Source organism: Pseudomonas sp. JV245A (assembly GCF_032424515.1).
In the GTDB taxonomy this organism is placed as follows: Bacteria; Pseudomonadota; Gammaproteobacteria; order Pseudomonadales; family Pseudomonadaceae; genus Aquipseudomonas; species Aquipseudomonas protegens.
Genome location: NZ_VYKE01000170.1, coordinates 1 through 10243 on the forward strand (window position 1 = coordinate 1; position 10243 = coordinate 10243).

Sequence of the window (10243 nt, forward strand, 5' to 3'; positions counted from 1 at the left end):
ACCGGCCCCCAGCAGTGCCCAGGCGCCCAGGCACGGCAGGGCGATGAGGAAAAACACCAGGGACAGCCACAGCGCCCGCCACTGTCGGTCGGCCTCGGTACCGGCGAACACGCTGACCACCGCCAGGGCCATCATCCAGGTCTTGGGGTTCACCAGTTGCAACGCGGCGGCGCCGGCCAGCCCCAGGCGGCGCGGCTGCCCGGCACTGGCATCCAGGGCGCTGGCCGGGGCCTGCCAGATCTGCCAGGCCAGGTAGCTGAGCCACAGCAGCCCGAGCCACTGCATGGCCTGCTGCACCTTGGGCCTGCCGGCGAGCCAGTCGCCCAGGCCGGCGCCCACCAGCAGCACGATCCCGGCCGCGGCCAGCGCTGCGCCGAGGATGATCGGCGGCGCCGCCCGCAGGCCATGGCGGGCGCTGTTGTTCAGCACCAGGATATTGGTCGGCCCCGGGGTGATGGAGGCGACAAAGGCAAACAGCACAAAGGGCAGCAGGGTCGAGAGAGACAGGGGCATGGCGGGCAACTTTGGGAAGTGATCGGCAGTTGATCCTGGCCCAGTTGCTTTCAGGCGTCTGGAAGCTTTGTGCAGCGCTTGCGATACAACGCCGGGCTCAGCCCGTAGGCACGCATGAACCAGCGCCCCAGGTGGCTCTGGTCGGCAAAGCCCAGGGCCGTGGCGACCTCGGCCGGCGCTGCGCCTCCGGCCAGCAGGCGGCGTGCCCGGCTCAGGCGCAGTTGCACCAGGTAGGCATGGGGTGGCAGGCCGAAGGCGGCCTTGAAGGCGCGGCTGAGGCGAAAGCGGTCGACCCCGCAGGCCTGGCTCAGGGCTTCCAGGCTCAGGTCCTGGGCAAGGTGCGCATGCAGGTAGTCCCGGGCCCGTTGCGCCACCAGCGGCAGGCGCGGGTCCTGGGCGTAGCGCCGGCGCCAGTGCAAGTGCCCGGTCAGTTGTTCCAGCAACTGGTCCAGGGCGCTCTGGCGGACGATGCGCAACTCGCCATGGTGCAGGCTGTGAAAGGCCGCGCTGGTGGCCCGGGCCAGGCGCGGATCGCTGGCCAGGGTACTGCCGAATGCCAGTTGGGCATTGGCCGGCGCCTCGGCGAACAGCGCCCCCAGTTCGCGCTCCAGCCACTGCGGGTCGAGGTACAGCATGCGGTAGGTAAAGCCGCCCTCGGTGGGGGCCTCGCCGTCATGGATCTCCCCCGGTTCCAGCAGGAACACCTTGCCCGGCGTGCTCTGGTGCCGGGCCCGGCGGCAGTTGAACTGCTGCACCCCTTGCTCGGTGACGCCCACCAGGTAGCTGTCGTGCCAGTGCGGGTCATAGGCGTGGCCGGTGAAGTGGGCCCGCAGGGTCTCGATGCCGGTGTCGGCATCCTGGGCCAGGTCGATCCAGTTGGGCGTGGTCATGGGGCGGTCCGTGGGGCGTGGCGGCAACCCTGTCAGTTAACGCCGGTGCCAGGGCTGGGGTCTAGAAGTTTTGTGCAGCCTCAACTGAACAGCCCGGCGGCGATATTGATCGAGAAACCGAGGATTGCGGTGTTGAACAGAAAGCCGATCAGCGACTGGGCGAGGACGATCTTGCGCAGCTCGCGGGTGGCCACGCCGACGTCCGAGGTTTGCACCGCCACGCCGATGGTGAAGGAGAAATACAGGAAGTCCCAGTAGTCCGGGTTGGTCGGGCCTTCGGCAAAGCGCAGCGCCGGTTCCTTGCCGTCCCAGGTGTAGTACAGGCGCGCGTAGTGCAGGCTGAAGATCACCCCCACCAGTAGCCACGAGCCGATCACCGTCAGCCCGGTGAAGCCGTAGTGGACCAGGCGCTGGGTGCTGTCCAGGTCCTTGCTGCCCACCAGCTCCAGGGTGATCGCCACCAGGCTGGCAATGGCCGCCACACAGACGATCAACAGCACCAGGCCGGCGTTTTCATCCTCGGCTTCGGCGATACGCCTGACCTCATCGGCGCGGGCCCGAACGGTGAGCCAGAACATCAGTGCCAGGTAGCTCCAGACAGCGGCGTTCCAGCCAATGAGGATCTTGCCGGTCAGGCTCTGGGCAGGAGCGAGCAGACCAATGGCGCAGCCGATCAGGACGCCGATGGTCAAGCGGGGGTGGGTGCGGATGACGACGGACATGGGCATTTTCGCGAGAGTGGAAGTGGCCAAACCTTAGCATGGCGCCTGGCTCCCGGGCCTGCCCGAATCACGGAATGGCGAACGTGCACCCGCGTCCCCGGCCGGCTTCGAATTCAGGCCGGTGGGGCAGGCTGCTATCAGAACTGATAAGTGAAGGCTGTCTGAATGCCGGTCACATCATTGCCACCTGGTTGCTGCGCCCAGAACACGCCCGTATGCACGGCGCTGTGTTCGTTCAGGGCATAGCTCACTCCCGTGCCGGCCCCCAGGCGAGCGTCGTGCTGTTTTCCGGCCTGGTAGGTGTAGCGCCCCAGGTACTCCATTTGGGCGTGAAAGGCATCGCGCTTGTTGCGCAGGTCCTGGGTCAGCTCCAGGTTGGCACTGAGTTCCAGCTGCCGGGTGAGCTTTTTGGCGCCCCGCACACCGAGGTTCAGGCTGGTGGTCGTGCGGCCCATTTTCGCGTAGCTGGCCGCAAACACCGCGCCGCTGTTTTCACGATAGCCCTGGCGGCTGACCTGAGTCTGGCTGAGGCCCAGATACGGCGTCAGGGTCATTGCATTGAGCATCACGCCGTAGGCGCCTTCGATGCTCAAGGACTTGCCGCGTAGGCTCGAACGCCCTTGGCCGGCCTCGGTGTAAGCCAGTTGTTCGCGTGTGATATCGACCTTGGAAGACACATAGGCTGCGGCCACACGGCCCTGCCAACCCAGCCCGTGGCCTGTTTCATCAACGGCGGCGAAGAGGGCGACCGCCGGTGCTGCCGAGCCTGCCTTGGCGTAGTTGTCCGGCAGTTGCCGATCGAGGTCCTGATCCAGGGTCACGCCAAGGCGCAGATGCTCGGTGGGACGAACCCCCAGGGTCAGGCTCATGCTGGTCTGCCTGGCCACGCCGTTGCGGCTGTAGCTTGGGCCCACACCGATACAGAACGAGCCACTGTCGATCTGGCATTCCTGGCTCATCAATCGAGCCAGTTGTTCGCTGCGCAAATCGAGCATCCCCCAGGCCCGATTGGCGTTCCTGGCCATGGCGGTGCGGGTGTTGTCCAGGTCGACAAGGTGGGAACCTGTTTCGGTGATTTTCCATAGCGCGGCGTGCATGGCTCCTTCACCCGTAAGGCTGAGGCCCACGACAACATTGCCGTCAGCGGAGACGCCGGTCGCCGCTGACGTTTCACCGCCCAGGGTGCCCAGGTCGACCATGCCGCTGGCATCGGTGTGCCGGAATGCATGGACATAGCCAGTGGCCGTCGCGGCTACACCTACGATGACGCTACCGTCGGAGGAAGTGCCATAAGCGAAGGAATCGCCACCCCAGGAGTCCAGGCCGACCATGCCGGCAGTGTCAGTGTGCTTGAACGCTTGAGTGCCGCCTGTAGCTGTCTGGGCCATTCCCACGACAACATGGCCGTCAGCGGAGATGCCGAATGCCTGTGAGGTCTGCCCTCCCAGGGTGCCCAGATCGATCATGCCGTTCGCGTCGGTGTGCTTGAAGGCGTGTTGCGTGTCTGTGCTGGCATCGATATCAGCGTATCCCACGACGATGCTGCCGTCCGCGGACACGGCGGTGGCAAAGGAGTAGCCGCTGTTGCCCGCATCCAGGGTGCCCAGATCGATCATGCCCATCGCATCGGTGTGCTTGAACGCACGATAGTCGCCATTGGTGGTAGTCGAATCGCCTACGACAACGGAGCCGTCAGCGGACACGCCCGTGGCCTGTGAGGTAAGTCCTCCCAAGGTGCCCAGGTCGATCATGCCGGTGGCGTCGGTGTGCTTGAAGGCGTGAGCGTTGTTACTGGAGACGCCGGCGAACCCCACGACCACCTTGCCATCAGCGGATGCGGCCTTGGCATAGGATTGAACGCCACCCAGTGTGCCCAGATTGACCATGCCGGTCGCATCGCTGTACTTGAACGCATATTGATTGCCGTTCGCGAACGCAGTGCCGACGATGAAATGGCCGTCAGCCGATACGCCATAGGCTACCGAGCCATCAGCGCCCAAAGAACTCAGGTCGATAGTAGTGTCGGCACAGGACTGTGCTGAATAAATCATTCCATAGATCAGTGTTAGTGCGGCTGTTGCAAAAGGCGATTTCAATGTAATGAACCTGGCGAAAAAGGAAATGATTACAGCGGCCTGAGTAATGGAAGTTTTTTATGGGCGAGCAGGCTACTGCCGAGGTAAAGGCTTGGTTTACGCAGTGATGAGGGCGTGAAGCCCGGATGGCTTGGGGTTTGGGGCCGGGCGGGGCGCGATGGCGTGAGTCGAAGTTGTCTTGCTTACATGCGGGTAGTAACTGGGTGTTTAACTAATCGCTGTGTTGGATATGAACTTTGTGTGTCGAATTAGTTTAGTTATTAGTTGCGGATGAAGTCTTTAGGAAAATTCTGAAAGCCGGTTATTTCGGCAGCTCAATCTATTTGAGGCTGCCGATGCGCGCATCTTGTGAAAGTTATTGTTTGGCCATGACTGCCAGGAACAACTCTGATTCGAGTTGCTCCTGCAACCACTCCTGCAAGGAGCGATAAGGCGTCTGGGCAAACCACTCCCGGTCCACATGGGCAAACTGGCGAACAAACGGCAGCAGCGCCATGTCCGCCAGGCTCGGATGCGCCGCCAGCAGATAGCGGCGCTGCTGCAACAGGCTATCGAGGCGCGCCAGAAACGCCTCGCCCTGGGCCCGGTAGTGCTCCATGGGCGCTTCGGGGTAGCGCTCGGCGTATTTGTAGCGATTGAGGTGCACCTTGAACACCTGGTCATTCTCGGCAATCAGCGCCGCCATCTGCGCCTGGGCCGTCGGGTCCGCCGTGAGCCGCCAATCCTCGGGGTCATGCTGGGCCAGGGCCCAGTGCATGATCTCCAGGCTTTCATCGATCACCCGATCCTCCAGTGCCAGCACCGGCACCGTGCCCTTGGCCGACAGCGCGAGCATCTCGGCCGGCTTGGCCTTGAGGCTGACTTCGACAATCCGCATTGGCACCCCGGCATAGCGCAGGGCCAGCCGCGCACGCATGGCGTAGGGGCAGCGGCGGAAGGAGTAGAGGGTCACCCCCGGCGTTTGCAGCGTGCTCATTTCACCTCCAGGGTGCTCAGGCCATTGCCCTGGCGGCTGACCTTGATCTGTACCGGAATCCGTTCGTGCATTTCCTGTACGTGGGAGATCACCGCCACCTTGCGGCCCTGGGCCTGCAGGCCGTCGAGGGCATCCATGGCCAGTTGCAGGGACTCGGGGTCGAGGCTGCCGAAGCCTTCGTCGATGAACAGCGATTCGATCTTCAGGGTGCTGGAAGCCATGGAGGCCAGCCCCAGGGCCAGGGCCAGGGACACCAGGAAGGTTTCGCCGCCGGACAGCGAGTGCACCGAGCGCAGTTCGTCGCCCATTTCGGTGTCCAGCACCAGCAGGCCGAGCATGCTGCCACCGCGCTTGAGGCGGTAGCGGCGCACCAGTTGGCGCAGTTGGGCATTGGCGTGGTGCACCAGCAGGTCGAGGTTGTAGGCCTGGGCGATCTTGCGGAACTTGTCGCCTTCGGCCGAGCCGATCAGGGCGCTGAGCCGGGCCCAGCGCTGCCACTGGGCGTAGGCCTGTTCAAGGCGTTGGTTGAGGGCCTGGTTGGCGGCCTGGCGGCGCTGGTCCTCGCTTTGCCGTGCACGCAGGTCCGCCACCTGTTGTTCGCTGGCCTGGGCCTGTTGCTGCAGCTGTTCCAGGGCCTGGGCCAGTTGCTCGGTCTCCAGGTTGCCGTTGTGCTGGGCCTGATGCTGTTCCAGGCGCTGCTGGCGTTCCTGCAGCAGGACCTTGGCCTGCTCGATGGCCTTGTCGTTGTCTTGCAGGCGCTGGCGCAGTTGCTGCACCTGTTCTTCGTCCAGCTCCAGCAACTGTTGCAGGCCGGCGTCATCCAGTTCCGGGTGCCCGGCGCGCCACTGCTCGATGCTGGCGGCCAGCTGCTGTTGTTCGCTTTCCAGGGCTTGCAGGCGTTCTTCCCGGGCCTTGAGCTCGGCGCCCAACTCGATCGCTTGCTGGTGCAGTGCCTGCTGCTGTTGCTGGGCCAGGGCCTGGGCGCTGCGGGCCTGGTCCACGGCTTGCTCCAGGTGCTGCTGCCAGTGCTCGGCGCTGGGTTGCAGGCCCAGCAGTTCGGCGAGCCTGTGCTGGCAGGCCTGTTGCTGCTGGTGCAGGGTGTCGAACTGCTGTTGGGCCTCGGCCAGTTGCTGCTGGCGGGTCAACTGGCGGTCCTGTTCCTTTTCCAGGGTCAGCTGGCGTTGTTGCTGTTCTTCGGCCTCTTCCTGCTGCTCGCGCAGTTGCTCGATGCGTTGCAGCACCTGCTGGTCGAGCTGCATGAAGGTGCTGGCCGGGTCGCGACGCAGGCCGTCGAGGACCTCTGCCGGCAGCAGGTGGCTGAAGCTGGCCAGTTCCTCGTCCAGGCGCTGGCGGTCGGCGCTCAGTTGCTGCTGTTGCTTGTCCAGGTGCTGGGCGGCCTGCTGGCTGGCGTCGATTGCTGCCTGCAGCTGGTTTTGCAGGCGCGCGGCATCTTTTTGCAGGGTCAGCAGGGCGCCCTGGCGGTTTTCGTCCTGGGTGATGCTCTGCTGCAGCTGGTCGAGTTGCTGTTGCAGCCAGGCGTCGCGCTTGGGCGGGTCCTGGTCCAGGAGGCTGGCGCTCAAGGGGTGGGCTTGCAGGCTTGGGGCCAGGGCCTGCTGCTGGCTCGCCAGTTGTTCCTGCTGCTGGAGGAATTCCTTCTGCTGGGCGATCAGCCCCTGGACCTGGGCCCGCAGTTCGTTGAGCTGTTCCTTGAGGCTGTCCACCGTCTTGCGGGCGCTGGCTTCTTCGTTCTCGTCGTGGCGCCCGAGGCTCTGCAGCAAGGCTTCAGGCTGGTGGTAGGGGTGCTCGACGCTGCCGCACACCGGGCACGGCTGGTCGCTCTGCAATTGGGCGCGCAGTTCCTCGACACTGGCGCTGCGGGCCAGCCGCTGGCGCTCCAGCAGGGCCTGGGTGACGCTCAGGGTCTGCTCGGCCACCACCAGCTCGGCCTTCGCCTGCAGGCCGACCTTGTTCAGCTCCTCGCGCTGGGCGGCCACCGCCTGCTGCCTGTCCTGCAGGGCCTGGCCGCGCTGGTCCAGTTCGCGTTGCTGGGCCCAGAGCCGGGCCAGCTCTTCGACGGCGCGCTGCTGCTTGCGGTTGTCCTGGAGCAGGGTGCCGAGCAACTGGATCTGCTCGGCCACCACCTGGGGCTCGGCCCCGGCTTCGCTGTAGAGCAGTTCGAGCTGCGTGCGTTGCTCGCTCAGTTGCTGGGCGGCGCTGCTGGCGCGCTGTTCCAGGGCCGGCAGTTCGGCCTGGCCCTGGTGCAGGCGATTGCCGATCAGCATCAGCTGTTGCAGGCGTTCGCGGTAGGCGTTCCAGGCGTCGCTCAAGGGGGCGAGGGCGACGCTGTGGGCCAGTTGCCCGGCGATCCGCTCCAGGCGTTCGCCCACCAGGCGCTGTTTTTCCAGCAGTTGCTGGATGCCTTGCTGGCCCTCGGTGCTGGCCTGCTCGGCGCGGCTGCGTTGGGCCTCGGCCTGGGCCAGGCTCTGCCCCAGGCGCTCCAGGTTGGCCTGTTCGGCAAAGGCTTCGCGCAGCAACGGGGCGCTGGTGCTGTGCTGTTCCTGGGCCTGGGACAGGGCCGTGCCGGCGTCCTGCAGTTGCTGTTGCAGGCGTTCCTGCTGTTGTTGCAGGGCGCCTTGCTGTTCGACCTGCTGCTGGATCTGCTGGCGCAACGGCAGCAGGCTGGCGCCCAGCTCTGCCTGGCGCAGGAACTGGTGCCGCTGCGGCGCCAGTTGCTCCAGGCGTTGCAGGCGCAGGCGCTCCGGGGCCAGGGCCTGGGCGTCCTGTTCGGCCGCTTGCAGTTGTTCGGCGGCGCTCTGCCGGGCTTCCTGCCATTGGCGCAGTTCCTTGAGCCAGACGTGCTGGGCTTCCAACTGCCTGAGCTGGGCCTGTTGCTCCTTGAGCTGTTGCTGGGCCTGGCTCAACTGCTGTTCAAGCTCGGCCCGGGCCTCGGGCTCCAGCGGGCTGATGCCGCTGGCCTGGGCCTTGAGCTCCTTGTGGGCGTCTTCGGCCTCCTTGCTCTTGCTGTAGGCGCGGCGCCCCAACTGGCTGTAGACCGCAGTGTTGGTGAGCTTTTCCAGCAGCTCGCTGCGTTCCTTGTCGTCGGCCTTGAGAAAGGCGCTGAACTCGCTCTGGGCCAGCATCACCGCCCGGGTGAACTGTTCGAAGTTGAGCCCCAGGCGGGCCTCGATCAGTTGCTTGTATTCGCTCTTGCTCTGGTTGCTCAGCAGCTGTTCGCTGTCAAGGTCGGTGAGGTTCTGCCGGCTGCCTTGCAGCTTGCCGGTGGCTTTGTCGCGGGCGCGGTTGGTTTCCCAGCGGGCGCGGTAGCGACGGCCGTCGATGCCGACAAAGTCCACCTCGGCATAGCCGCTGCCGGTGCCGCGGCGCAGCAGGGTGCGCGGGTCGCTGGTGAGGATCTCGCTGTCGACCTCGGGGACCTTGGTCTCGCGGCCGATGTTGTTCAGCCGCGGCACCGCGCCGAACAGCGCCAGGCACAGGGCATCCAGCAGGGTGCTCTTGCCGGCGCCGGTGGGCCCGGTAATGGCGAACAGCCCGGCGCTGGCCAGGGGCTCGGCGGTGAAGTCGATCTCGAAGGGGCCGGCCAGGGAGGCCAGGTTCTTCAGGCGGATGGCCAGGATCTTCATGGCTGTTCACCTTCTTGCTGGACGTCCTGCAACAGCAGGGCGAAATCCTTGAGGGTGGCTTCGTCCACCTCGTTGGCGTATGCGTCGCGCCAGGCGCGGCGGAACAGTTCTTCGGGGGTCAGCTGGTCCAGCTCGATCAGCTCGGCACTGGCCTCTTCACCGTCACCTGCGCCCTTGCCGGCATATTCGGCGGCGATCCGCACCAGGCGCACGGCCTTGCCTTGCAGGGCGCTTTCCACTTGCTGGCGCAGGTCCGGCTGGGGCTCGTCCAGGCGCACCCGCACTTCCAGCCAGGGCTGGCGCTGCTCCTCGGCCAACAGGTCGATGTCCGGCAGCTCGCCGAGCTGGGTCAGGAGTTCCCCCAGGGGCGCCGGGCCCAGGCGTTGCAGGTTCACCGCGCGGGGAATCAGCCGCGGTTCGACGCTGACCAGGGTCTCGCCGTCCAGGCGCACGTCGAGGATCTGGTGCTGGTAGCCGATCTCGGAAAACGACAGCGGGATCGGCGAGCCGCTGTAGCGGATGCGCTCCTCGCCGTTGACCTTCTGCGGCTTGTGAAGGTGGCCCAGGGCCACGTAGCTGATGTCCGGGCCGAACAGGCTGGCGGGCAGGGCCTCGGCGTTGCCGATGATCAGGCTGCGTTCGGAATCTTCCGAGACCGAACCGCCGGCCATGTGCGCATGGCTGACGGCGACCAGGGCCTGGCCCGGCTGGCGCTTGGCGTTGGCCGCGGCGATCAGCCATTCGTGGACCTGGGCGATGCCCTTGAGGTAGTCGTCGCCCAGCTGGCGGCCGGTGACTTCCGCCGGCCGCAGGAACGGCAGGGCCAGGCACCAGGCGGCGACCTGGCCGCTGGCGTCGGGCAGCGGCAGCAGCAGGCGCTCGGCGTCCAGCTGGCCGTCGTCCAGCCACAGCACCCGGCCCAGGGCGTGGGTGCGCAGGCGGCGCATCAAGGGCGCCGGCAGCTCGATGCGCGAGCCGGAGTCGTGGTTGCCGGCGATCATCACGACGGTCAGGGCAGGCTGCTGCTCGTGGGCGCTGACGATGAAGTCGTAGAGCCGCTCCTGGGCGCTGACCGGCGGGTTGACGGTGTCGAAGATATCGCCGGCGATCAGCAGCACATCGGGCTGTTCGTGCTTGAGCTGGCGCAGCAGCCACTCCAGGAAACAGGCGTGTTCGAAGTCGCGTTCCTGGCCGTGGAGGTTCTGGCCCAGGTGCCAGTCGGAGGTGTGAAACAGACGCAAGGCAGGCTCCGCATGCAAAAGGCTTGGCCGCACATAAGGGTGACCGCGGCGAAAGGGCAGAGAGTTTACTGGCAAATGCGTGTTCATGCCCGAGCCGTGGCAAATGCCCCGGCGCCGCCAAGTGGGGTCGGCGTTCAGTGACGCGGTACGGCAGTGCCCTGGCC

Annotated in this window: 7 protein-coding genes; all 7 read right to left on the reverse strand. The window is 65.8% G+C overall.

Translation table 11 applies throughout. From position 1 onward, the window contains the following. A partial coding sequence (locus F6S12_RS27240) for a LysE family translocator (RefSeq protein ID WP_315869527.1) occupies positions 1–513 on the reverse strand: 513 nt, incomplete at its 3' end. Positions 514–563: 50 nt separating this feature from the next. Beyond that, on the reverse strand, positions 564–1403 hold the full coding sequence (locus tag F6S12_RS27245; RefSeq protein WP_015635414.1) for an AraC family transcriptional regulator: 840 nt from the start codon (positions 1401–1403) through the stop codon (positions 564–566). 80 nt (positions 1404–1483) lie between these two features. Continuing rightward, on the reverse strand, positions 1484–2125 hold the full coding sequence (locus tag F6S12_RS27250) for a DUF1345 domain-containing protein (RefSeq protein ID WP_065363903.1): 642 nt from the start codon (positions 2123–2125) through the stop codon (positions 1484–1486). A 137-nt stretch (positions 2126–2262) separates the two neighbouring features. Then, positions 2263–4176: an HAF repeat-containing protein gene (locus tag F6S12_RS27255; RefSeq protein ID WP_315869528.1), complete on the reverse strand. Its 1914-nt coding sequence runs from the start codon at positions 4174–4176 to the stop codon at positions 2263–2265. 400 nt (positions 4177–4576) lie between these two features. Further along, entirely contained in the window at positions 4577–5197 is a 621-nt protein-coding gene (locus tag F6S12_RS27260; RefSeq protein WP_123473285.1) for a glutathione S-transferase, read from the reverse strand. Next, positions 5194–8838, reverse strand: a complete 3645-nt coding sequence (locus F6S12_RS27265) for an AAA family ATPase (RefSeq protein WP_315869529.1) — start codon at positions 8836–8838, stop codon at positions 5194–5196. The genes F6S12_RS27260 and F6S12_RS27265 overlap by 4 nt, the downstream gene beginning before the upstream one ends. Further along, positions 8835–10079, reverse strand: coding sequence for an exonuclease SbcCD subunit D C-terminal domain-containing protein (locus tag F6S12_RS27270; RefSeq protein WP_011061024.1), 1245 nt, complete (start codon positions 10077–10079; stop codon positions 8835–8837). Before F6S12_RS27270 ends, F6S12_RS27265 begins: the two co-directional genes overlap by 4 nt. Between the last annotated feature and the right edge of the window lie 164 nt (positions 10080–10243).

What these genes read in the sequence shown, in the direction of transcription:
- F6S12_RS27265 (WP_315869529.1), bottom strand. Translation starts at nt 8,838, where the DNA reads ATGAAGATCCTGGCCATCCGCCTGAAGAACCTGGCCTCCCTGGCCGGC.
- F6S12_RS27255 (WP_315869528.1), bottom strand. Translation starts at nt 4,176, where the DNA reads ATGATTTATTCAGCACAGTCCTGTGCCGACACTACTATCGACCTGAGT.
- F6S12_RS27260 (WP_123473285.1), bottom strand. Translation starts at nt 5,197, where the DNA reads ATGAGCACGCTGCAAACGCCGGGGGTGACCCTCTACTCCTTCCGCCGC.
- F6S12_RS27245 (WP_015635414.1), bottom strand. Translation starts at nt 1,403, where the DNA reads ATGACCACGCCCAACTGGATCGACCTGGCCCAGGATGCCGACACCGGC.
- F6S12_RS27250 (WP_065363903.1), bottom strand. Translation starts at nt 2,125, where the DNA reads ATGTCCGTCGTCATCCGCACCCACCCCCGCTTGACCATCGGCGTCCTG.